General features: G+C 64.5%; 21 protein-coding genes. 12 read left to right on the top strand and 9 right to left on the bottom strand.

All coding sequences use genetic code 11. The features are described from left to right. Positions 1 to 110: 110 nt before the first annotated feature. A complete protein-coding gene (locus tag FJ959_RS04015; RefSeq protein WP_140524254.1) occupies positions 111 to 443 on the bottom strand; it encodes a metalloregulator ArsR/SmtB family transcription factor in 333 nt (110 codons plus the stop codon). A 281-nt stretch (positions 444 to 724) separates the two neighbouring features. Here FJ959_RS04015 and FJ959_RS04010 point away from each other — a divergent pair, with 281 nt between their 5' ends. Together FJ959_RS04010 and FJ959_RS04005 are read left to right on the top strand one after the other, a co-directional pair. Further along, entirely contained in the window at positions 725 to 1,702 is a 978-nt protein-coding gene (locus FJ959_RS04010) for an alpha/beta hydrolase (protein WP_140628598.1), read from the top strand. A 27-nt stretch (positions 1,703 to 1,729) separates the two neighbouring features. Next, entirely contained in the window at positions 1,730 to 2,161 is a 432-nt protein-coding gene (locus FJ959_RS04005) for a nuclear transport factor 2 family protein (RefSeq protein WP_140628596.1), read from the top strand. Between the two features lie 61 nt (positions 2,162 to 2,222). On the opposite strand, the gene FJ959_RS04000 is transcribed toward FJ959_RS04005, so the two are convergent. Further along, positions 2,223 to 3,116 (bottom strand): LysR family transcriptional regulator, encoded by an 894-nt coding sequence (locus FJ959_RS04000; protein ID WP_140628593.1) that lies wholly within the window; start codon positions 3,114 to 3,116, stop codon positions 2,223 to 2,225. Positions 3,117 to 3,278: 162 nt separating this feature from the next. Between FJ959_RS04000 and FJ959_RS03995 the strand changes: the two genes are divergently transcribed. The 5 genes from FJ959_RS03995 (at position 3,279) to FJ959_RS03975 (ending at position 7,285) form a co-directional block, all read left to right on the top strand. Further along, entirely contained in the window at positions 3,279 to 4,469 is a 1,191-nt protein-coding gene (locus FJ959_RS03995) for an MFS transporter (RefSeq protein ID WP_140628590.1), read from the top strand. Between the two features lie 113 nt (positions 4,470 to 4,582). Then, positions 4,583 to 4,933 (top strand): cyclophilin-like fold protein, encoded by a 351-nt coding sequence (locus tag FJ959_RS03990; RefSeq protein WP_318012490.1) that lies wholly within the window; start codon positions 4,583 to 4,585, stop codon positions 4,931 to 4,933. A gap of 16 nt (positions 4,934 to 4,949) precedes the next feature. Beyond that, positions 4,950 to 5,966 (top strand): zinc-dependent alcohol dehydrogenase family protein, encoded by a 1,017-nt coding sequence (locus FJ959_RS03985; protein ID WP_140628587.1) that lies wholly within the window; start codon positions 4,950 to 4,952, stop codon positions 5,964 to 5,966. 56 nt (positions 5,967 to 6,022) lie between these two features. Beyond that, positions 6,023 to 6,481, top strand: coding sequence for a cupin domain-containing protein (locus FJ959_RS03980; RefSeq protein WP_140628585.1), 459 nt, complete (start codon positions 6,023 to 6,025; stop codon positions 6,479 to 6,481). 63 nt (positions 6,482 to 6,544) lie between these two features. Then, positions 6,545 to 7,285, top strand: a complete 741-nt coding sequence (locus FJ959_RS03975) for a carboxymuconolactone decarboxylase family protein (RefSeq protein ID WP_347439604.1) — start codon at positions 6,545 to 6,547, stop codon at positions 7,283 to 7,285. 146 nt (positions 7,286 to 7,431) lie between these two features. Here FJ959_RS03975 and FJ959_RS03970 read toward each other — a convergent pair whose 3' ends face one another. Further along, on the bottom strand, positions 7,432 to 7,989 hold the full coding sequence (locus tag FJ959_RS03970; RefSeq protein ID WP_246678919.1) for a TMEM175 family protein: 558 nt from the start codon (positions 7,987 to 7,989) through the stop codon (positions 7,432 to 7,434). Between the two features lie 141 nt (positions 7,990 to 8,130). After that, complete coding sequence (locus tag FJ959_RS03965) at positions 8,131 to 8,832, bottom strand: GntR family transcriptional regulator (protein ID WP_181168535.1); 702 nt, start codon at positions 8,830 to 8,832, stop codon at positions 8,131 to 8,133. Between the two features lie 218 nt (positions 8,833 to 9,050). On the opposite strand from FJ959_RS03965, the gene FJ959_RS03960 reads away from it, so the two are divergent. The 5 genes from FJ959_RS03960 (at position 9,051) to ggt (ending at position 14,601) form a co-directional block, all read left to right on the top strand. Next, positions 9,051 to 10,091: an ABC transporter substrate-binding protein gene (locus FJ959_RS03960; protein WP_140628580.1), complete on the top strand. Its 1,041-nt coding sequence runs from the start codon at positions 9,051 to 9,053 to the stop codon at positions 10,089 to 10,091. 69 nt (positions 10,092 to 10,160) lie between these two features. Beyond that, on the top strand, positions 10,161 to 11,243 hold the full coding sequence (locus FJ959_RS03955; RefSeq protein ID WP_140628577.1) for an ABC transporter ATP-binding protein: 1,083 nt from the start codon (positions 10,161 to 10,163) through the stop codon (positions 11,241 to 11,243). Beyond that, positions 11,243 to 12,169, top strand: coding sequence for an ABC transporter permease (locus FJ959_RS03950; RefSeq protein ID WP_140628574.1), 927 nt, complete (start codon positions 11,243 to 11,245; stop codon positions 12,167 to 12,169). The genes FJ959_RS03955 and FJ959_RS03950 overlap by 1 nt, the downstream gene beginning before the upstream one ends. Further along, complete coding sequence (locus FJ959_RS03945; protein WP_140559092.1) at positions 12,166 to 12,966, top strand: ABC transporter permease; 801 nt, start codon at positions 12,166 to 12,168, stop codon at positions 12,964 to 12,966. The genes FJ959_RS03950 and FJ959_RS03945 overlap by 4 nt, the downstream gene beginning before the upstream one ends. A 48-nt stretch (positions 12,967 to 13,014) precedes the next feature. Further along, positions 13,015 to 14,601, top strand: a complete 1,587-nt coding sequence (ggt, locus tag FJ959_RS03940; RefSeq protein ID WP_140628571.1) for a gamma-glutamyltransferase — start codon at positions 13,015 to 13,017, stop codon at positions 14,599 to 14,601. 85 nt (positions 14,602 to 14,686) lie between these two features. Here the strand turns inward: ggt and FJ959_RS03935 are convergent, their stop codons facing one another. The 5 genes from FJ959_RS03935 to FJ959_RS03915 all read right to left on the bottom strand — a co-directional run bounded on the left by FJ959_RS03935 (position 14,687) and on the right by FJ959_RS03915 (position 21,021). Then, the gene (locus FJ959_RS03935; protein ID WP_140628568.1) at positions 14,687 to 16,462 is read right to left on the bottom strand and encodes an ABC transporter ATP-binding protein; all 1,776 of its coding nucleotides are present in this window, start codon (positions 16,460 to 16,462) and stop codon (positions 14,687 to 14,689) included. Between the two features lie 163 nt (positions 16,463 to 16,625). Beyond that, positions 16,626 to 17,570, bottom strand: a complete 945-nt coding sequence (locus tag FJ959_RS03930) for an acetamidase/formamidase family protein (protein WP_140491553.1) — start codon at positions 17,568 to 17,570, stop codon at positions 16,626 to 16,628. Then, the gene (locus tag FJ959_RS03925; RefSeq protein ID WP_140514253.1) at positions 17,560 to 19,203 is read right to left on the bottom strand and encodes an ABC transporter substrate-binding protein; all 1,644 of its coding nucleotides are present in this window, start codon (positions 19,201 to 19,203) and stop codon (positions 17,560 to 17,562) included. Before FJ959_RS03925 ends, FJ959_RS03930 begins: the two co-directional genes overlap by 11 nt. Before the next feature lie 34 nt (positions 19,204 to 19,237). Further along, positions 19,238 to 20,158, bottom strand: a complete 921-nt coding sequence (locus tag FJ959_RS03920; protein WP_140491557.1) for an ABC transporter permease — start codon at positions 20,156 to 20,158, stop codon at positions 19,238 to 19,240. Then, positions 20,155 to 21,021, bottom strand: coding sequence for an ABC transporter permease (locus FJ959_RS03915; protein WP_210239460.1), 867 nt, complete (start codon positions 21,019 to 21,021; stop codon positions 20,155 to 20,157). The genes FJ959_RS03920 and FJ959_RS03915 overlap by 4 nt, the downstream gene beginning before the upstream one ends. Positions 21,022 to 21,027: the final 6 nt, after the last annotated feature.

Below are 21,027 nucleotides of genomic sequence, written 5' to 3'. Positions count from 1 at the left end.
CAGCCGGCTTTCGGAAGGTTGATTATCGCCCCGGCGATGATCGACCTTGCCGAATTGCCCGTGCAGAGGAAAAGAACGTTGTATGCCTCGCTCATGGCGGATGCCTCCTTCTAACACTTGCAGGTGACCGCCTGGATCACGGGCCGACAGAGTTCCGGCGCGCCATTGCAGCAGTCTTCCATGAGATAGGCGAGCAGATCGCGGAATCCGGTCATGTCGGCAACATAGCGGATTGTGCGACCATCGCGCTCGGCGCGGACGAGGCCGGCATGGTCAAGAACCTTGAGGTGCGCCGACATCGTGTTCTGCACGATGTCGAGGCGGGAAGCGATCTCGCCGGCGGGGGTCCCCCCGGCGCCCGCCTGGACAAGCAGGCGAAAGACCTCGAGCCTTGTATCCTGGCCGAGTGCCGCCAAAGCGAGGAGAGCTGATTTTTTATCCACGTATCCATAAATCCAGAACTAAGGCTTCGTAGTGCCGACATATGACAGCCGGATGACAATAGGCAAGCGCGCTCATCGCGTTTGAAGCTGGGGCAGAAGTTCGGGAACCGCAAAGCGGGCGCCGACCGAATCTCGGATATTCATTGCCGCGATCACTCCTGAGACCGGCGACAAAAGATGCGTGACCTTCGGGACAGGCATTCGGTTCGCTCAACCCTCTCGTTGCGGCGTCCGCCGCCAGCCGTTAAACAGAGACTGACACACGAGCGTGAGAAGCAGCCGTGAGCGAGCCGACACAGCGAATGGTCGAGACCAACGGCGTCCGCCTCAACATCGCGGAGCAGGGCGATGGCCCTTTGGTGTTCTTGTGCCACGGCTTTCCCGAATCCTGGTATTCCTGGCGCCATCAATTGAGTGCGCTCGCGGCGGCGGGCTTTCACGCCGTCGCCCCCGACATGCGGGGCTATGGCAAGAGCGATCGGCCGGAGGCGGTCGAACAGTATACGCTCTTCCATCTGGTCGGCGACATGGTGGGCCTTCTTGACGCCCTCGAAGCGCCGACCGCCATCATCGCCGGCCATGACTGGGGCGCCGTCGTCGCCTGGCACGCGGCGCTGATGCGCCCGGACCGGTTTCAAGCCGTCATCGGTCTCAGCGTCCCGTTCCGGCCGCGGGCCAAGGTGCGCCCAACCAGCGTGATGCCGCGAAACACGGACTCGCAATTCTATCAGCTCTATTTCCAGCAACCCGGCATTGCAGAAGCCGAGCTGGAGCGGGACCCCCGGACCACGGTGCGGGCCATGCTTTACGCCGCATCGGGGGATTCCTCGGGCACGAGCGCGGGTGGAATCGGCATGGTTCCACATGATGGAGGTTTCCTGCAAGCCGTCGAGGCACCGCCGGGCCTACCGCCCTGGCTCAGCCAAGGCGACCTCGATTTCTACGCCGGCGAGTTCCAGCGCACCGGTTTTGCCGGAGGTCTCAACTGGTACCGCAACATCGACCGGAACTGGGAGCTGATGGCGCCCTTTGCGGGCGCGCGGATCAAGGTTCCCGCGCTCTATATAGCGGGCGACCGCGATCTGGTGGTCGCCTTCCCCGGAATGGACCAGTTGCTGGCCAATCTCGGAAATTTCGTCCCGCAACTCCGCGACAAGTTGATGCTGCCCGGCTGCGGGCACTGGACCCAGCAGGAACGCCCGGACGAGGTCAATGCCGCGATGATCCATTTCCTCCGGAGCTTGCCGGAACAGCGCTGACCCGAGGACACGACCGGAGCGGAAATCATGGAGATGAGCGTAAAGAGATTTTTTGAACGCTATCAGCGATTTTTCAAGGCGTCGCTTGGCGGCGGCATGGATATGGATGAGGCCGCGTCGCTCTACACGTCGGAGTTCATAGCCGCCTCGCCTGCCGGCGTCGTGACCGGAAAGAACGACGATCAACTCAAGCAAGTCATGGCTCAGGGCTATGCTCACTACCGGGCGATCGGAACGAAAGAGATGCGGATACGCGACATCGGCATCTCGCCGATCGACGAGCATCATTGCGTTGCCCATGTTGCGTGGACCGCGACCTATGCCCGCAAGGGTCAAGCGGACGTCGAGATAGATTTCGACGTTCACTACCTTGTCCGGAAACTCGACGGCGAGCCGAAGATATTCGGATGGGTGTCGGGCGATGAGCAGGCGCTGCTGAAGAAGCACGGCATCATCTGAGGTCCGCCGCTCCCATTCCCGGTTGTGCTCAGCCCCGTCCTCGGCTTCTGTGTGGTGGCCATCATTGGCTGTGTTTTCGAAGCGCGTCGACAATGACCTTGAAGGCCGGCGAGTTCTGGCGACTGCTTGGATAGTATAGGTAATAGCCGGCGAATTTCGGCGACCAATCGTCGAGCACGAGTTGCAGCCGTCCGGCGGCAACATGCGCCGTGACCAGATCCTCGGGCACATAGGCAAGCCCGTAGCCGGCAATGGCGGCGTCGACCATCGGCAGGGTCGAGTTGAACACGAGCTGGCCATCGACGCGGACGCGCAGAGCCTGGCCGGCCTTCTGGAATTCCCAGGCATAGAGGCCACCGGCGCTGGTCATGCGCAGGTTGATGCAATTGTGGCCGATCAGGTCTTGCGGCGCCTTCGGCACGCCACGTCCGGCGATGTAGGCCGGCGAGCCTACGGCAACAAGTCGCCAGTCCGGCCCGATGCGCACGGCAATCATGTCCTTCTCCACGCTTTCGCCAAGCCGCACGCCAGCATCGAAACCATCCTCGACAATGTTGCGCAATCCGTTGTCCCGGCTGAATTCGAGCTTGATGTCGGGATAGTCGGCAAGGACAGGCCGCAGTTTCGGCCAGACCAGCTGCTCGAGCGCATGATCGGAGACGGTGATGCGCACGGTCCCCGAGGGTTTGTCGCGATAGGCCGTCAGCGCCGCGATGTCGGTTTCGATATCGACGATGCGCGGTGCCAGGGATTGACGCAACCGCTCTCCCGCCTCGGTCGTCGAGACACTGCGCGTCGTTCGCGCCAGCAGCCGCAGGCCCAAGCGCGTTTCGAGCCGCTTGATGGTGTGGCTGAGGGTCGATTGAGTAATACCGATCTTGGCGGCGGCCTTCGTGAAACTGCGCTCCTCGGCCACCACCAGGAACCACAGAAGATCGTTGAAGTTTTCGCGCATGGCCTTCTGCCCCGCTGAATACGGCCCGACGTTATTTATGGCCTGCATCGATAAGTTCAAGCGACTTTCAGCCGCTAATCATTCCAATAGTCCGGCGCTATCTCCTGTCGCGAACAGGCCGCCGATGCGTTTCCGGCGGCTGGATTTTTGTGGTGACGGCTGATGGAAACGACTTACGACGACAGGCTGGTGAAGCCTCGGGCAGCATGGGGTGCGGTGTTCTCGATGACGCTTTGCGTCGCCGTCCTCATCGCTTCCGAGTTCATGCCGGTCAGCTTGCTGACGCCGATCGCCGACGGGCTCGGCATCACCGAAGGCCGGGCGGGACAGGCGATCTCGGTCTCCGGCATCTTCGCGGTCGTCACCAGCCTGTTCATCGCCGGCCTGACGCGGCATATCGACCGCAAGCTGGTGCTGACGTCGTTCTCGCTGCTGCTCGCCTTGTCCGGCCTGATAGTGACCTTTGCGCCCAACTATGCCGTGCTGATGATCGGCCGCGCCTTGCTCGGCATTGCCATCGGCGGTTTCTGGTCGATGTCCACCGCGATCGTGATGCGCCTCGTGCCGGAGGACTCCGTGCCCGAGGGCCTGGCGATGATCAACGCCGGCAACGCCGTCGCGGCAACCATATCGGCGCCGCTCGGAAGCCTGCTCGGCGATTATGTCGGCTGGCGCGGCGCGTTCTTCCTCGTGGTGCCGCTGGCCCTCTTTGCCCTTGTCTGGCAAAGCCTCAGCCTGCCTGCGCTGCCGCCACGCGGCCGCAAGGCGTCGGGCAATGTCCTCCGGTTGCTGCTGCGCCGTCAGGTCGCGCTCGGCATGACCTCGATCCTGATGCTCTTCATGGGCCAGTTCGCGCTCTTCACCTATCTCAGGCCTTTCCTGGAAACCGTGACCGGTGTCGGTGTTTCGGCGCTCTCGGCGATCCTGCTCGTGATGGGACTAGCAGGCGTCGCCGGCACCTGGACCATAGGCCGGCTGCTCAAGACGCGGCTCTACAGCATCGTCATCATCATTCCGCTGGCCATGGCGCTGCTGGCCGTCGCATTGATCGTGCTTGGATCGATGCCGATGGCCGTCACCGCGTTGCTCGTCGGCTGGGGCTTTTTCGGAACCGCGGCGCCGGTCGGCTGGGGCACCTGGCTGAGCCGCGCGCTGCGCGACGATGCCGAAGCCGGCGGCGGCTTGCAGGTCGCCGTCATCCAGTTCGCCATCACGCTCGGCGCGGCGGGCGGCGGCCTGCTGCTGGACACGCTCGGCTGGCGAAGCCCCTTCGCACTTGGCGCGGTGCTGCTTGTGGGATCCGCGCTGGCCGCGGCGGCAGCCGCCCATGATCATGGCAAGGACGCGCCATGACACGCAGCCACATGACGCGCCGCACCGCGGTTGCCGCCGCACTGGCAGCCGCGTTCGCGCCCTCCGCCGCGCCAGGCCAAGCCCGCGGAACGGACGGACAGGAGAAATCGTTGATGAGGATTGCTATTGAAGTGGACGCGATGCGCCTGACGGCCTCCCTGTTCGACAATCCGAGCGCGCAGGATTTCGCCGCGATGCTGCCGCTGGACCTGACACTGGAAGACTACGCATCCGTCGAGAAGATCGGCTACCTGCCGCGCAAATTGCGGATCGAGGGCAGCGGCCCGTTCGACAGTGAGGCCATCGGCGACATCGCCTACTACGCGCCCTGGGGCAATCTCATCTTCTTTTATGGCCCCTACCGGTATTCGCGCGGCCTGATCCGGCTCGGCCGGCTCGACAGCGGTATCGCGCCGCTGCTGCGCGGCGGACGCTTCAACATACGCATAGAACGCCTGACATAGGCTCAAGGAGAAAACTATGCTCGGAACAGTTCTCTACGGTGCCGGCGATATCCGCTGCGAGGAAGTGGCGGAGCCCGAAATCCTTCATCCCACCGACGCCATCCTCAAGCTCTCGGCCACCTGCATCTGCGGCTCCGACCTGTGGCCCTATCGCGGGCTCCAGCCGCTGAACGAACCGATGCATATGGGCCACGAATATTGCGGCGTGGTGGTGGAAGTGGGCAGCGCGGTGAGAGCGGTGAAGCCCGGCCAGTTCGTCGTCGGCTCGTTCTGCACCTCCGACAACACCTGCCCGCATTGCCGCTTCGGCTTCCCCTCGTCCTGCGAGCAGCGCGAGTTCATGAGCCGGGCGCAGGCGCCGATGCTGCGCGTGCCGCTTGCCGACGGCACGCTGGTCGCCACCCCCGGCATGCCCGAGGACGATCTGATCCCGAGCCTGCTGGCGGCATCGGATGTGCTTGGCACCGGCTGGTATGCCGCCGACGCCGCGCGCGTCGAGCCCGGCGCGACCGCGGTCGTCGTGGGTGACGGCGCGGTCGGGCTGATGGGCGTGCTCGCGGCCAAGCAGATGGGCGCGGAGCGCATCATCGCCATGAGCCGCCACAAGACGCGCCAGGATCTCGCGCTCGAATTCGGCGCCACCGATATCATTTCGGAGCGCGGCGATGACGGCGTGGCGCGGATCAAGGATCTGACCCGCGGCGTCGGCGCGGAATCCGTGCTGGAATGCGTCGGCACGCAGGAATCTATGATGCAGGCGATCAACTGTGCCCGCCCCGGCGGCTCGATCGGCTTCGTCGGCGTGCCGCATGGCGTCCAGCTCGACGGCCAGGGCCTCTTCTTCGCCCAGAAGAGCCTGCTCGGCGGCCCCGCGCCCGTGCGCCGTTTTCTTCCGGATCTGATGGATCTGGTGCTGGAGCGCAAGATCAATCCCGGCAAGGTTTTCGACCTGACCCTGCCGCTGGCCGATGTCGCCGAGGGCTACCGCGCCATGGATGAGAGGCGGGCGATCAAGACGCTGCTTCGTCTGTAAGCGCCGCACTGGGTTCAGCCCACAAATGCAGGGGAGCAAACCTTAAGGAGACCAAAATGAAGAAAATCCTGACAGCAACGGCCGCGAGTGTGGCGGGAACCATGCCCGTGCAAGCGCAGGGCATCGAAATCCGGACAAACGGCAGCACGCCGGCGGTGATCGGAGCGGCAGAAAACTTTACCGGGCAAGCGGTCATCACTGCGCTGTTTCCCGCCACCGAGATAACGCGCGCAAGCACGGGGCTGGTGAACTTTGCTCCCGGAGCGCGCACCGTCTGGCACACCCATCCTGCCGGTCAATTGCTGATCGTCACATCAGGCCAAGGCTGGATTCGCGAAGACGGCAAGGAGGCCCGCGTCATCAATCCAGGCGACGTCGTCTGGATTCCCGCCGGGGTGAAGCACTGGCATGGCGCAACCGCCACCAGCCCGATGGCCCATATCGCGTTGAGCTACATGCATGACGGCAAGAATGTCGACTGGCTGGAGCCTGTCTCCGACGAGCAATACCGCTGACCGTACGCAGGAACGAAAGGCATCATCATGAAACCTTCAACCATTCTCGCACTCGCTTTGTCGATGGGGGCTGCCGACGCTGCGGCGCAGACGGGGTCGCAGACCGGCAGCCTGCCTCCAGAGGATTTGCAGGCCGTCTCGCCCGCCCTTGCGCGCTATGCGACGGACAAGCTTGCCAATGACGTTTGGAAGCGCCCCGGCCTGTCGACGCGCGATCGCAGCATCGTCACCATCGCGGCGGTGGTCACCCGCAACCAGGGCATACTCCTGCCGGAGCAGTTGAGCCTCGCCCTCGACAGTGGCGTGAAGCCGGCCGAGATCTCGGAGATGATCACGCATCTTGCCTTCTATGCCGGGTGGGGCAACGCGATGGCAGCCACGGCGATCGCCAAAGCGGTGTTCGAGGCACGCGGCATCGGGCCGGACCAGCTCCCCAAGGCTGTCGTCGATTTGCTGCCGCTCGACGAAAAGGCGGAGGCCGATCGTGCCGCACGGGTCGAGCAAGGCACGGGACCGGCGTCGCCGGGCCTGGTGCGCGACACGACGGAAGTGCTGTTTCGCGACTTGTGGCTGCGTCCCGACCTCGCGCCGCGCGACCGCAGCCTGGTGACGGTCAGCGCACTGGTCGCCGCCGGGCAGGTGGAGCAGATTCCCTACCATCTCAACAGGGCCATGGATAATGGACTGACGCGCGCCGAGGCCTCGGAGGTGATCAGTCATCTCGCCTATTACGCGGGATGGCCAAACGCTTTCTCGGCAGCCCCGGTCGCACGCTCCGTATTCGAGAAGCGCTCCGCCGACTGACCGTTTTCGGCCGTGACGGCTTCTCCATTCGAGCAGCGCGAAGTAGCAATGCGGCGAGCATCTGGAGAACTGCCCAGGGCAAATTCAGTGCGGTCTGGCGGATCGAGGCCGAAAGCCGACGCGGGCGGCATGACCTGACATTGCGCTCAGCCGGCACGCGATCCCGGCGCTTCCGGCCGGAGATAGACCGTCAGGCAGCAGCAACAGATCGCCAGTCCGGCGAGCGGGTATTTCAGGGCGACGACCGCCGCCAAGCCGAAAAGGCACAGCGTCACGATCGAGCGGATGCGCATGACCTTGCGCACCTTGAGCGGCACGGCGTCGGCCGGCATCGGGTCGATGAGTTCCCGGATCAGGAGAATGTAGGTCAGGTTCACCAGGAAGAAGACGACCGCGTAGAACGCTACCGGCTGCGGGGCCAGCTCGCTGACCGCCATCCACGCGGTTGCCAGCGGCAGCAGCGACACCGAGAACAGGTGCGCGAAATTGTACCACATCAGGCTGGTCGTCGCCGCCGTGGCATGGCGCAGGAGATGATGGTGGTTCGCCCAGACGATGGCGATGAAGAGATAGCTCACGCCGTAGCTCAGCCATGTCGGCCACAAGGCCAGCAACGCAGTGAAGGTCGGCACCTCCGGTGGGCGCAGGTCAAGCACGAGCACGGTGATAAGGACGGCGAACACGCCATCCGAAAATGCGCTCAATCGCTCAAGCCCTGTCGAGGGAAGCACCTGGAGTGTCCTTGTCGAGGTTCGTCCGGCCTATGGTAGCATCGCCACCCGCAATATCCATGGCTGCCCAGTTGAGATCGCTAACGCGTTGCTTCGCGCCAAGTCCAACCCCGCTCACGACGCCTTGGCCAGAAAGCTCTGGTAATCCGATTTGGCCTGCAGCAGGCGCAGCACGTTCTCGCGCGAGCCGCGCACATGGGCGCGCGCCAGGGCGCCGGCGCGCTTGGCGTCGCCGGCGCAGATCGCCTCGACAATCTCGGCATGCTCGTCGCGGGCGATCTTCCATTCGTCGAGCCACAGCAGTTCCGTCCAGACATAGTGCTGGCACTTGTCGAGGATGCCGCACAGCATGCCGTGCAGCATGGCATTGCCGCTGATTTCGGCGATGACGCGGTGCAGGTCGATGCCGACTTCAAGCTCCTGGAATTTTTCCCTTGTGGTTCGATCCGCAATGGCGGCCAGCCTCTCGCATTCGGCCAGCATGACGCGCAGCCGCGCCTTGTCTTTCTCGGTGGCCGCAGCCGCCGCCAGTTCGGTGGCGTGGCCGTCGAGCAGTTCGCGGATGTCGAAGGCCTCGCGGAACATGTTTATGTCGAACTCGGTGACGGCGTAGCCCTGCCGCGGCCGGCCGGTGACCAACCCGTCGCGCTCGAGGCGGTTGAAGGCCTCGCGCACGGGCGTGCGGCTGACATTCAGCTTTGCCGCAATGTCGCTCTCGGTGACGCGCGCGCCCGGCGGGATCTGGCCGGTCACGATCATTGCCTTGAGCGCGGAATAGACCGAGTCGCGCAGCGTGTTTTTTGTTTCCTTGGCCAAGTTCCGTATCCAGTCTCCGGTCCGTGCCGGAAATCGATGTGTTTCGCGCGTAGCTGTATTCAAAATCGGCGCGTTTTGCCATTCCCCGGCCCCGGGTCGGTGGCCCCAAGGCCCCGCCGAGCGGTGTTGACTTCGCTGATCCCCGAGCTACACTCAAAATTGTATACAAAATCGCATGCGAAATCAAAAACAATGGGAACACCGGTTGGAGAACCGAAATGAACAGCACCAAAGGCATTAGCGTCGTTGCCATAGCGGGCCTCATGGCAACGGTCACGGCGCCCGCCGCGGCAGGCGACACCATTACCGTCGCCTCATGGGGCGGCACCTATCAGGAGGCGCAGGCCAAAGCCTTCTTCAAGCCGACCGCCGATGCGCTCGGCATCACCATCAAGGAAGACACCACCAACGGTCTCGATGACGTGCGCCTGCAGGTGACAGGCAACGCGGTGAAGTGGGACATCACCGAGCTCGGCGCCGACGAATGCGCGCGCGGCTCGAAGGAAGGGCTTTTCGAAAAGCTCGACTACAACCTCATCGACAAGAGCGGCATCAATCCCAAGCTCGTGCATGACGACTGGGTCGGCATCTCCTACACCTCCGTGGTGCTCGTCTACCGGACCGACGTGTTCGGTGACAAAGGCCCCAACACCTGGGCCGATTTCTGGAATGTGGAGAAGTTTCCCGGACGGCGCGCGCTGAGCAGCAGCCAGGCGACGGAGACGCTGAGCGTTGCAGCCCTCGCCGAAGGCATTCCGATCGACAAGGTCTATCCTGTCGACATCGACGGCGCGCTGAAATCGGTCGACAAGATTCGTGACCATGTCGATGCCTGGTGGACTTCCGGCGCGCAGGCCATGCAGCTGGTGAAGGACGGCGAGGTCGACATGGCAAGCATCTGGAACGGCCGCGCCGGCACCTTGAAAAAGGAAGGCGCGCCGGTCAGCTTCTCCTTCGACCAGGGCGTGCTCACCGCCGACTGCATGGTCATTCCCAAGGGCGCAAAGAACAAGGAGGCCGCGATGAAGGCGCTGGCGATGTTCGTCAGTCCGCAATTGCAGGCCAATCTGCCGCTTTATGTCGACAACGGACCGGTCAACGAGAAGGCGTTCGAGACCGGGAAGATCCCGCCGGAGCGGATCAAGGACATCAACTCGTCGCCTGAGAACGTCAAGAAGCAGGTGCTGCAGGACGCCGAGTTCTGGCGCGACAACCTCGTCGAGGCGACGGAGAAGTTCAACAATCTGATCCAGCAATAGACCGGAAACCCTGACATTGCGGGGCCGCCTGGCCCTGCTTCTTGGAGTCCTGCCCAGGAGAAAACAATCTTGTCCATTGTGCCATCCGCGCTGCCGATCGGCATGCGCGCGATAGAGAAACGTTTTGGCTCCGTATCGGTGCTGCGCGACCTCAATCTCGACGTCGCGGCCGGCGAATTCCTGACGTTGCTCGGCCCTTCCGGCTCCGGAAAGACGACGCTGCTGATGATCCTGGCGGGATTCGTCAGGGCCACTGCCGGCTCAATCAAGGTCGGCGACGAGGAGATCATCACCACGCCGCCGCACAGGCGCAATATCGGCATGGTGTTCCAGAACTATGCCCTGTTCCCGCATATGAACGTCTTCCACAACATCGCCTTTCCGCTGAAGCAGCGACGCGTTCCGGCCGCCGAGACGATGGAACGCGTCGAGAAAGCGCTGGAGCTGGTGAAGTTGCAGGGCCTCGGCGAACGGCGCGTCGACCAGCTCTCCGGTGGCCAGCGCCAGCGCGTGGCGCTGGCGCGCGCCATCGTGTTCGAGCCGCGCATCGTGCTGATGGACGAGCCGCTGTCGGCGTTGGACAAGGGCCTGCGCGAGCACATGCAGATCGAACTGCGCGCCCTGCATCGGCGGCTTGGCATGACGACTGTCTATGTCACGCACGACCAGCGCGAGGCGATCACCATGTCGGATCGTATCGCCGTCATGAATGCCGGGCGCATCGAGCAGCTCGACAAGCCCGAAATTCTCTACGCCGCGCCGCGCACCCGGTTCGTCGCCGGCTTCATCGGGGAATCGAATTTCATTCCCGTCGAATGCCGCTCCGGTTCGGTCTGGTACGAGGACAGGCAAATCCACACCGCGGCGCCGGCACCGGCATCGGGCCAGCAGCTGATGGTGGTGCGGCCGGAAAAGCTGCGGCTGCTGTCAAATGCAGAGCCGGCCAAGGGCGTCAACGTGCTCAGCGCGACGCTCAGTGACGTGATTTATCAGGGCGACAGCTTCGTCTGCTACGCCGTGCTGCGCGACGGCAGGCAGCTGACATTGCACGACTATTGCCGCAGCGACGTGCTGGCCAGGTTGCCGGCCACCGGGCAGCCGATCGCGCTTGGCCTCGATGCGCAGGATACGATCCTGGTGGCGGCGGACTGATGAGCGTGCAAACCACCACGATGGACGAGACAATTGGCGCCATGACCCAGGACCTTAACGCGCATGCGTTGCGCGCCGATGCGCGGCGCGAGCAGTTTCGGCTGCTGGCGCTGCTGTCGCCAAGCCTGTTCCTCGTCTTTGCCATCATCATCGTACCGGTCGGCTGGCTGTTCTGGCTGTCGCTGTTCGACGAGGCCGGCGTCTTGAGCGCCGCCAACTATGCGCGCTTCTTCGAGCAGGCCTCCTACATCAAGACCTTCCTCACCACCTTCAAGGTCGCCTTCATCGTCACCGCCGCCTGCGTGCTGCTGGGCTATCCCTTGGCCTATATGCTGTCGCAACTGCCGCGCCGGGCGGCGTCGATCTGCCTGATCTTCGTCATCCTGCCGTTCTGGACATCGGTGCTGGTGCGCACCTATGCCTGGCTGGTGATCCTGCAGCGCAAGGGGCTGATCAACAGTTGGCTGATCGACCTCGGAGTCATCAGCCAGCCGCTGCCGCTGGCCAACAATTTTTCCGGCGTCGTCATCGGCATGACGCATATATTGCTGCCGTTCCTGGTGCTGCCGCTCTACGCCTCGATGAAGACCATCGACACCGACTGCCTGCGCGCCGGGATGAATCTGGGCGCCGGCCCCGTCGCCACCTTCCGGCAGATCTTCTTTCCGCTGTCGCTGCCCGGCCTCGCCTCGGGCGTGGTCATCGTCTTCGTGCTGTGCCTGGGTTTTTTCGTCACGCCGGCGCTGATGGGCGGCGGCAAGGTTGTCATGTGGGCGATGCGCATGGAACAGACCACCAGTCTCTATTCCAACTGGGGCGCCGGCGCGGCGCTCGGCGTCGTGCTGCTCGCGGTCACGCTGGCGCTGCTCGGCCTGTTCCAGTGGCTGCTCGGCGCGCGCGCCACAGGTGTGTGGAGTTCGCGATGAGTGGAGATGTCGGCCTGCCGATCTCGCACCGGCAACGTCTGTGGCTCTATGCGCTGGGCGGCCTCGTGCTGCTGTTCCTGATCGCGCCGTCGGTCATCATCGTCATCATGTCGTTTTCGGATTCGACGCTGCTGCAGTTTCCGCCCCAGCAATGGTCGCTGCGCTGGTACCAGACCTACTTCCAGTCGCCGGAGTGGCGCGACGCGACGGTCGTCTCGGTCAAGGTGGCCGTTATGACAGCGCTGGTGGCGACGCCGCTCGGCACGGCCGCCGCCTACGCCATCAATCGCGGCACGCTGCGCTTCAACGGCAGCATCAACGCACTGATGACGGCATCGCTGATCGTACCTGTGATCCTGATCGGCATCGGCACTTTCTTCCTCTACGCGCGCATCGGGCTGAACAACACGCTGACCGGCCTGGTCATCGCGCATACGGTGCAGGCGCTGCCGCTGGTGGTGCTGACGGTGCTTTCGGGCCTGCGCTCCTACGACATGAACCAGGAGCGCGTGGCGCGCAGCCTGGGCGCCGGACGCGTAGCCGCCTTCTGGCAAGTTACCATGCCGCAGATCCGCTTCTCGATCGTCTCGGGCGCGCTGTTTGCCTTCATCACCTCCTTCGACGAAGTGGTGGTTTCGCTGTTCATCTCGGGCGGCGAGACGACGACCTTGACGCGCCGCATGTTCAACGCCCTGCGCGACCAGATAGACCCGACGATCGCTGCCATCTCGACCTGCCTGATCGTGCTGTCGGTCGTGCTCTTGTCGGTGGCGCAGATCTTCGGCAGACGGCATTGATTTCACCGGACCAATTGGCTTCAAGTGACCAGGAGATATTCGGACAGAATGCGTGATTTCCAGTTTCCCGGCCGCTCGCCGGTCCGTGCCACCGAAGCGATCGCCGCGACCTCGCATCCGCTTTCGACGCTTGCAGCCATTGACATGCTGCGCGCCGGCGGCAATGCCATGGACGCCGCTGTCTGCGCCACCGCCGTGCAGGGCGTGGTCGAGCCGCAATCGACCGGCATAGGCGGCGACTGCTTTGTCCTCTATTGCCCCGCGGGGCAGGGACACGTGCTGGCTTTCAATGGCTCCGGCCGGGCGCCCGCCAAGGCGACCGTGGACTGGTATCGCGACAAAGGCTTCAGCGAACTTCCCAAACAGGGACCGCATGCCGTGACCGTGCCCGGCGCGATCGACGCCTGGTGCAGGCTGCTGGAAGACCATGGCAGCAAGGACCTTGCAGAGGTGTTGGCGCCGGCGATCAACTATGCCGAGAACGGCTATGTCGTGCATGACCGCGTCGCCTTCGACTGGGCCGAACCGGAGACCGACCTGTCGGCCGACGAGCACGCCGCGCGCATTTTCCTGCCGGGCGGCGAGGCGCCCAGGGCCGGCGACGTGCACCGGCAGCCGGAGCTTGCCGCCACCTTACGCATCATTGCCAGGCATGGCCGCGCCGGGTTCTATGAAGGCACCGTGGCCGACGACATTGTGAGCCGGCTCAGGGCGTTGGGCGGACTGCATTCGCTTGAGGATTTCGCTTCGACCAAGGGCGATTATGTAGCGCCGGTCAGCGTCTCCTATGGCGGCCACGAGATCCACCAGATGCCGCCGAACAATCAGGGGCTGACGGCGCTCGTGATGCTGAATGTGCTGTCGGGGCTCAGGCTCGGCGAGCTCGACCCCGGCGGCGCCGAGCGCCTGCACTTGGAGATCGAAGCGGGGCGGTTGGCCTACCGCGACCGCGACCGTTTCCTCGGCGACCAGGACCATGTGCCGGTGCCGGTAAAAGAGCTTCTGTCGGCCGCCTATGCCGAGCGGCTGCGCGCCGAGATCGACCGCCAGCGTGCCATGACGCACCTGCCGGATGTGCAGCTGCCCGGCAGCGACACGGTCTACATCTCCATCGTCGACCGCGACCGCAACGCGGTCTCCTTCATCAACTCGACCTATTATTCCTTCGGCAGCGGCGTCGTCGGCCCGAAGACCGGCGTGGTGCTGCAGAACCGCGGCTCGAGCTTCCGCCTCGACCCGGCGCATCCGAACGCCATCGCGCCCGGCAAGCGGCCGATGCACACGATCATGCCCGGCATGGCGACGCGGAACGGCCGCGTGGTGATGCCGTTCGGCGTCATGGGCGGCGGCTACCAGCCGTTCGGCCACGTCCATCTTTTGACCAACATGCTCGACTTCGGCATGGATCCGCAGCAGGCGCTCGATGCGCCGCGAGTGTTCTACAATGACGGCATGGTGGAGGCCGAGCGCGGTGTTCCCGCTGATGCGATCGAAGGCCTGCGCCGCCGCGGCCATGCCATCACCCAGCCGCACCACCCGCTCGGCGGCGGCCAGGCGGTGCTGATCGACTGGGAAAAGGGAACGCTGACCGGGGCGTCGGACCCACGCAAGGACGGAATGGCGCTTGGGTATTGATGGGATCGGGACAGCCGTCGCGGCCCGGATATGGCTGCAGTTGCCACAGGAAGCGTCGGCGCCGCCCCACATGAGCAGCATACCCTCACCCCGCCACCAGGTGACCGCCTCCGACATCGCTCAGCGCCAGCCTCTGCGGGCTCTCGCCCAGCCTCCGCGTCGCACTCGGAATCTCCTGGTCCAGCCTTGCGAACCGGCTCCTGCGCTTCGCCGGATCGGGCACCGGCACAGCTTCGATCAGCCGCCTGGTGTAAGGGTGGCGCGGGTTGGAGAAAACCTGGTCGCGCGTGCCCATCTCGACGATCTGGCCGAGATACATGACGGCGACGCGGTCGGAGATGTTTTCGACTACGGCCATATCATGGGAGATGAAGAGGTAGGCGACGCCGAATTCGCGCTGCAATTCCTTCAACAGGTCGAGCACGCGCGCCTGCACGGAAACGTCGAGGGCCGAAACGCTTTCGTCGGCGATGATCAGCTTCGGCCTGAGCGCCAGGGCACGGGCGATGCAGACGCGCTGGCGCTGGCCGCCGGAGAATTCGTGGGGATAGAGCTCCATCTGGCCGGCCGACAGGCCGACACGCTCGAATAATGCCGCCACCCGCTCCCTGCGCTCCTCCTTCGAAGCGACGCCATGGATGACCAGCGGCTCGGCGACGAGATCGCCGACGCGCATGCGCGGGTCGAGCGAAGCGTAGGGGTCCTGGAAGATCATCTGCACGTCGCGGCGCACCGCCTTGCGCTCGTCGCGGCCGAGGCCCGACAGGTTGCGTCCGCCGATGACGATGTCGCCGGTATAAGGCACCAGTCCGACCAGCGCCTTGGCGGTGGTCGACTTGCCGCAGCCGGATTCGCCCACCAGCGCCAGCGTTTCGTTGGGCGCGATCGAAAAGCTGACGCCTTCGACGGCATGGACGCGCCGGTTGACCCGGCCGAAGAAGCCGCCACGCAGGTCGAACCGGACATGCAGATCGGTGACATCGGCGACGTTCGCCGGCGCAACCGGCTCGGCAATCTCTTTCGATTTCTGGCGGCCGGCGCCAGTGCCGATGCGCGGCACGGCGGCGAGCAGCTCGCGTGTGTACTCGGCTTGCGGCCTGGCGAAAATGTCCGATGTCTTGCCTTCCTCGACCATGCGGCCATGCCGCATGATGATGACGCGGTCGGCCATTTCGGCGACCACGCCCATGTCGTGGGTGATGAGGATGACGCTGGTGCCGTGCTGGCGCTGCAGGTCGCGCAGCAGTTCCAGAACCTCGCCCTGCACGGTGACGTCGAGCGCAGTCGTCGGCTCGTCGGCGATCAGCACGTCGGGTTCCAGCGCCAGCGCCATGGCGATCATCACCCGCTGGCGCATACCGCCGGACAGCTCATGCGGAAACTGTTTCAGCCGGCTTTCGGCTTCCGAAATGCGCACTGCCTTCAACGCCTCGCTGGCGCGGCTTCGGGCCTCGGCGGGCGAGAGGCTGGTATGCGCCTCGATGGATTCGGTGAGCTGGCGGCCGATCGACAGCACCGGGTTCAGCGAGGTCATCGGCTCCTGGAAGATCATGGCGATGCGGTCGCCGCGGATGCGGCGCATCCGGCGCTCGTCGAGCGCTGTGAGATCGGTGTCGCCCGCATCCCCGCCAAGAAGGCGGATCGTGCCCGAAGATATGCGCGCGGCGGGCCGCGGCAGTAGTTGCATGATCGCCAGCGCGGTCATCGATTTGCCGGAGCCGGATTCGCCGGCGATGCAGAGCGTCTCGCCGCGTGAAAGCGTCAGAGAGAGGTTGGAGACGACGTCGCGCTCGCCGTCCTCGCCACGCACGGAGACGGAGAGATTGGCGATGTCGAGAATGGTTTCGGTGGCGGAGATCATTGCAGACGCAAACCTGCAAGGGATTTATTCTGTGGCGCCCCCCACCCGGACCTTCGGTCCGACCTCCCCACAAGGGGGAGGTAGGGCGCCGGTTTTTTACCCTCCTCCTTGTGGGAAGGGTCGCTGCGAAGCAGCGGGGTGGGGGTGCAGCGCCGACCGAATATCATTCGAACACGCAGCGCGGGAAGTAGAACGACACCACCCAGTTCGGCATGTCGACGATCTCGCTGATCCTGAGATCGCCACAGACCGAGGCCAGCATATAGGCCTCGACCGGATCGATCTGGTAACGGCCGGCGAGCAGGTCGATCATCTGGGCGACCGCCTCTTTCGCGCCGGTCATCAGGTCCGGGCCGATGCCCGTGGTCACCTCGTAACCCTTGGTGTCGAGGTGGCGCGTCACCGGGCCGGGCGTGGTGAAGCGCGGCATCTTCAGCCTGGCGTCCTTGACAAGGTCGAGCTTGAGCACGACGTCCATCGGGCTTTCGATCGCCGTGCCGCAGACCTCGCCATCGCCCTGCGCGGCATGCGTGTCGCCGACCGAAAACAGCGCGCCGGCCACCTCCACCGGCAGATAGAGCGTTGTGCCGGCGGCGAGGTCGCGAATGTCCAGATTGCCGCCGACGCGGCGGGGCGGCACCACCGAGTGATGGCCCATCTCGCCCGGCGCGTTGCCGATGGTGCCGGCGAAGGGTTTCAGCGGCACGCGGCCGTTCTTGCCGAACAAGGCCGGCTCCAGCGAGGCGGCATCGTATTTCCAGATGTTGAGCGCCGGCTGCTTGAAGTCGTCGGCGAGCAGGCCGAAACCTGGAATGTTCGCCGTCCAGCCGAAGCCGGACGGTTTGAACATCTCGATCGTCACCTTCAGCGCGTCGCCCGGCTCGGCGCCCTCGACGAAGATCGGCCCGGTGACAGGGTTGATCCCGGCGAAGTCGAGCTTGGCGATGTCGGCGACGGTGCTGTCGGGCTTGAGCTGGCCACCGGAGGAATCGAGGCACTGAAACTCGATGGTCGAGCCGGGCGCCACGCGCTGCGCCGGGGCAAAGGAATTGTCCCAGCCGAAATGGTGATGGCGTCCGTGGATGGTGTAGTCGCAGTTATTGCACATCTTTTACGTACACATTGTCGTAGTTGATCGGGATATGGACCGGGTCGACATAGAGGTTGTCGGCGCCGCCCATGCGCGCGGACTTCATGGTGAAGCGCTGCTCGTTGAAGACCGGCGCCCAGGGCGCGTCCTCCATCACCTTGTCGTAGATGGCGCTCCACATCTTGTCGCGCTCGGCGGCTTTAGCCGGGTCGACCACCGAGTCGGCCTCGGCCGCCTTGGCGTCGAGGTCCTTGTTGCAATACCACGACCAGTTCCAGCCGCCAGGCACCGCGCCAGCACAGCCGAGGATCGGACCGTAGAAGTTCGATGGGTCCGGGAAGTCGGCGATCCAGGCCATGCCGCCGGACCAGATCATCGGCGCGCCGGCCTTGTCGCCGCCGGCGGCGATGACGTTTGCCTGGGCGAGCGACTGGATGCTGGCCTTGATGCCGATCGCCGCGAGGTCCTGCTGGATCGCCTGCGCGATGCGCGGATTGGGATCGGTGTTCATGGCGAAAAGCTGCGTCTCGAAGCCGTCGGGATGGCCGGCTTCGGCCAGCAGCGCCTTGGCTTTGGCGACGTCATAGGGATAGCCCTTGTACGCCTTGTCGTAGCCCGGCATCGAGGGCGGCAGCGGCTGGTTGGCCGGCACGGCACGGTTGTTGATGATCTGGACGACACGCGCCTTGTTGATCGCCATGTTGACCGCCTGGCGCACCTTCACATTGTCGAACGGCGCCATGGTGGTGTTCATGGTGACGTAGCCGGTGTGCAGCTGCCCGCCCTCGACGACGCGCGCCTTCTGCTCGGGATCGGCCATCACCTCCTGGAACTTGGCCGGCGGAATGCCATCGCCGGGCACGTCGATCTCGCCCTTCTGAAGGCGCAGCAGCGCCACGATCGGCTCTTGGCCGATCTCGAAGGTGATCTTGTCCAGATGCGGCAGTCCCTTGTGCCAGTAGTCCGCGTTGCGCTCGAAGACGATGCGCTGGCCGAGCGTCCACTCGGCGAGCTTGAAGGCGCCGGTGCCGACCGGATGCTTGCCGAAATCGGCGCCGTATTTCTCGACCTCTTCCTTCGGCACGACATGCGAGAAGTTGATGGCCATGACATGCAGGAAGGTGGCGTCGGGCCGGGTCAGCTCGAACTTGACGGTATAGGGATCGACGACGGTGACGCCGGACAGGCTTTCGGCCTTGCCGGCGGCGACATCGTCATAGCCCTTGATCGAGCCGAAGAATCCGGCGCCGGGGCTCTGCGTCTTCGGATTGGTGACGCGGTCGAGCGAGTATTTCACGTCCTCGGCGGTCATTTCGCGGCCATTGTGGAATTTCACACCATGGCGCAGCTTGAAGGTGAAGGTCTTGCCGTCGGGCGAGATCTCGTAGCTTTCGGCGAGGTCGGGCTTGAGATTGGTGGTGCCCGGCTCGTAGTCCATCAGCCCGTCGAACAGGCTCTTGATCATCGACCAGTTCTGCCAGTCATAGCCGATCGCCGGATCGAGGGTCGCGACATCGTCCTTGTAGGTGATGGTGATGGCGCCGCCCTGCTTGGCGTTGGGGTCGACGGCGTCCTCGGCGCGGACGCTCGTCATGCCGAGCATCAGCGCCAGCGCCGATGCGGCCACGGTTGATGCGAGAAGCTTTTTCATTGTTATGTTCCCTTTCTCTGTTGGTTTTCTGGTTTCATCTGAGCTTGATGCGGGGATCGATGAACGGGGCGATGATGTCGGCCAAGAGATTGCCGAGCACGATGGCGAAGGCCGACACCAGCGTGACGCCCATGATGATCGGAATGTCGACGCGCTGGATCGCCTGCCAGGCGAGCTGGCCGATGCCTGGCCAGCCGAACACGCTTTCGACCACCACGATGCCGCCCATGAAGATGCCGATGTCGATGCCGATCATGGCGATGACCGGCAGGATGGCGTTGGGGAGCGCATGGCGGAACAGGATGGCGCGGCGCGCAAGGCCCTTGGCGCGCGCGGTGCGCACATAATCCTGGCGCAGCACGTCGATCATCGAGGAGCGCATCATGCGCGCGTACCATCCGGCGCCGAGTATGCCCATGGTGAGCGAAGGCAGCACCAGATGGCGCCAGGTGCCGTAGCCGCCGATCGGGAACCAGCCCAGCCGCACGGCGAACACGTAAAGCAAAAGCAGGCCGACGACGAATTGCGGCGCCGAGACGCCGACGAAGGAGGCGACCATCAGCGTCTGGTCGGTGGCGGTGCCGCGCTTGACGGCGGCGATCAGGCCCATGCTGAGCCCGATCAGCAATTCGCACAGGATGGCGCCGACCATCAGGAGCAGGCTCGCCGGCAGCCGCGAGACGATAAGCTCGGTGACCTCGGAGCGCTGGATGTAGGAGCGGCCGAGATCGCCGCTGGCGAGCTTCGTGAGATAGTGCCAGTACTGGACCACGAAGGGCTGGTCGAGGCCGAGCTGCTGGCGGATGTTCTCGACCGTCTGCGGCGTGGCGCTGCGGCCGGCGATCTGGCGCACCGGGTCGGCAGGCAGCAAATAAAGCAGCGCGAAGGTGATCAGCGAGACGCCGAGCAGGATGAGCAGCGACTGGATCAGGCGGCGGCCGAGATAGGCGATCATGCCCGGCCCCTTTGCGTCGGATCGAGGATGTCGCGCAGCGCGTCGCCGATCAGGTTGAAGGCCAGCGCCAGCGCCAGGATCGCCGCACCCGGGAAGAACACCAGCCAGGGTGCCGCCTGGAAGTAGGTCTGGTTCTCGAAGATGATGTTGCCCCAGGAGGCCGTCGGCGGCTGCACGCCGATGCCGAGGAAGGAGAGCGTCGCTTCCAGCAGCACCGTGGTGGAGATGCCGAGCGTGCCCCAGACGATGATGGTGGGCAGAAGATGCGGCAGGATGTGGCGAAACAGGATGCGCGGCGCGCTCGCCCCGATGGTGCGTTCGGCATCGATGAACTCGCGTTCGGCGAGCGAAGAGGTTTCGGTGTAGATGACGCGCGCGGTCTGCACCCAGTTGACCAGCGCGATGACCAGAGCGACGATCCAGAGACTTGGCTCGAACACTGCCGCCAGGCAAATGGCGAGCAGCAGCGCCGGAAACGCCATCATCAGATCGGTGAAGCGCATGAGAGCGCTGCCGATCCAGCCGCGGAAATAACCCGCCGTGACGCCGACTAGCGTGCCGATCAACAGCGCCACGCCATTGGCGGCGATGCCGATGATCAGCGAGGTGCGGGCGCCGTAGAGAATGCGGGTCAACAGGTCGCGGCCGAGCAGATCGGTGCCCAGCCAGAATTTTGCGTCAGGCGGCAAGGGCGAGCCTTCCAACGTCAGCCCGTCGAACATCTGCTCATTCGGGTCATAGCCGGTCAGCCATGGCGCGAGGATCGCGCCGGCAAGGACGATGGCGACGATGAACAGACCGAGCAGCGCCAGGCGGCGTTTGACCAGCCGGCGCCAGACGCCGGCGCGCGACTTGACCGGCATGCGTGC

This window comes from Mesorhizobium sp. B2-2-4, assembly GCF_006442375.1.
GTDB lineage: Bacteria > Pseudomonadota > Alphaproteobacteria > Rhizobiales > Rhizobiaceae > Mesorhizobium.
This window is presented reverse-complemented; position numbering and strand designations above follow the sequence as displayed.

Excerpts from the sequence above, each read along its gene's own strand:
- FJ959_RS03990 (WP_318012490.1), top strand. The coding sequence starts at position 4,583 with ATGAGGATTGCTATTGAAGTGGACGCGATGCGCCTGACGGCCTCCCTG.
- FJ959_RS03985 (WP_140628587.1), top strand. The coding sequence starts at position 4,950 with ATGCTCGGAACAGTTCTCTACGGTGCCGGCGATATCCGCTGCGAGGAA.
- FJ959_RS03975 (WP_347439604.1), top strand. The coding sequence starts at position 6,545 with ATGGGGGCTGCCGACGCTGCGGCGCAGACGGGGTCGCAGACCGGCAGC.
- FJ959_RS03960 (WP_140628580.1), top strand. The coding sequence starts at position 9,051 with ATGAACAGCACCAAAGGCATTAGCGTCGTTGCCATAGCGGGCCTCATG.
- ggt (WP_140628571.1), top strand. The coding sequence starts at position 13,015 with ATGCGTGATTTCCAGTTTCCCGGCCGCTCGCCGGTCCGTGCCACCGAA.
- FJ959_RS03980 (WP_140628585.1), top strand. The coding sequence starts at position 6,023 with ATGAAGAAAATCCTGACAGCAACGGCCGCGAGTGTGGCGGGAACCATG.
- FJ959_RS03945 (WP_140559092.1), top strand. The coding sequence starts at position 12,166 with ATGAGTGGAGATGTCGGCCTGCCGATCTCGCACCGGCAACGTCTGTGG.
- FJ959_RS03995 (WP_140628590.1), top strand. The coding sequence starts at position 3,279 with ATGGAAACGACTTACGACGACAGGCTGGTGAAGCCTCGGGCAGCATGG.
- FJ959_RS03915 (WP_210239460.1), bottom strand. The coding sequence starts at position 21,021 with ATGCCGGTCAAGTCGCGCGCCGGCGTCTGGCGCCGGCTGGTCAAACGC.
- FJ959_RS03920 (WP_140491557.1), bottom strand. The coding sequence starts at position 20,158 with ATGATCGCCTATCTCGGCCGCCGCCTGATCCAGTCGCTGCTCATCCTG.
- FJ959_RS04000 (WP_140628593.1), bottom strand. The coding sequence starts at position 3,116 with ATGCGCGAAAACTTCAACGATCTTCTGTGGTTCCTGGTGGTGGCCGAG.
- FJ959_RS04005 (WP_140628596.1), top strand. The coding sequence starts at position 1,730 with ATGGAGATGAGCGTAAAGAGATTTTTTGAACGCTATCAGCGATTTTTC.
- FJ959_RS03950 (WP_140628574.1), top strand. The coding sequence starts at position 11,243 with ATGAGCGTGCAAACCACCACGATGGACGAGACAATTGGCGCCATGACC.
- FJ959_RS03930 (WP_140491553.1), bottom strand. The coding sequence starts at position 17,570 with ATGTGCAATAACTGCGACTACACCATCCACGGACGCCATCACCATTTC.
- FJ959_RS03925 (WP_140514253.1), bottom strand. The coding sequence starts at position 19,203 with ATGAAAAAGCTTCTCGCATCAACCGTGGCCGCATCGGCGCTGGCGCTG.
- FJ959_RS03935 (WP_140628568.1), bottom strand. The coding sequence starts at position 16,462 with ATGATCTCCGCCACCGAAACCATTCTCGACATCGCCAATCTCTCCGTC.